General features: G+C 43.6%; 1 pseudogene. It reads left to right on the top strand.

From position 1 onward, the window contains the following. Positions 1-147: 147 nt before the first annotated feature. Positions 148-659 (top strand): annotated as a pseudogene (locus R7R78_RS26935) (CAI-1 autoinducer synthase); the annotation flags it as partial.

Raw genomic sequence — 659 nt, 5'->3', positions numbered from 1 at the left:
AGGAGTTACAGCCACCATCCAACCCTTAAATATCGAGTTTGCAAGCGCTAGCAAAGTTATGCAACTTGATTAGTGACACTCTCCCCAAAATCTTCAATATAAATAAGGTCAGCGCTGGCGTTTTTCCAAATCACAAAGAGATTTATTATGTGTACTAAAAACGAAACTAAACCACTGCCCTCTTTTATCGAGGAACGCCTTAATTTCCATATTCAAGATTTAATTAAATCTAACGAAAATCAAAAGCACCTCGTTCTTGGCAAACGACCGTCCGAAAATGCTGTGGTTATGCAAAGCAATGATTACCTTTCGCTCTCTCACAATGAGCTCATTCAGAAAGCGCATCGAGACGCAATTTCTGAACGAGATGACAATGTCGTGATGTCAGCAATCTTCTTGCAAGATGATCAATCAAAACCGGCCTTTGAGCACCAACTGGCGACGTTTGTCGGCATGGAAAGTTGTTTGTTGTCACAATCAGGATGGGCAGCCAATATTGGTTTACTGCAAACCATCTGCGCTCCAAACCTTCCCGTATACATCGACTTTTTCGCTCATATGTCGTTGTGGGAAGGAGCACGCACCGCTGGAGCGCAGATTCATCCTTTCATGCATAACAACATGAATCATCTGCGCAAGCAGATCCAACGCCACGGTGC

This window comes from Vibrio sp. 2134-1 (genome assembly GCF_033339495.1).
The sequence above is the reverse complement of the archived record's forward strand: the minus strand, read 5'-3'. Positions and strand labels throughout refer to the sequence as shown.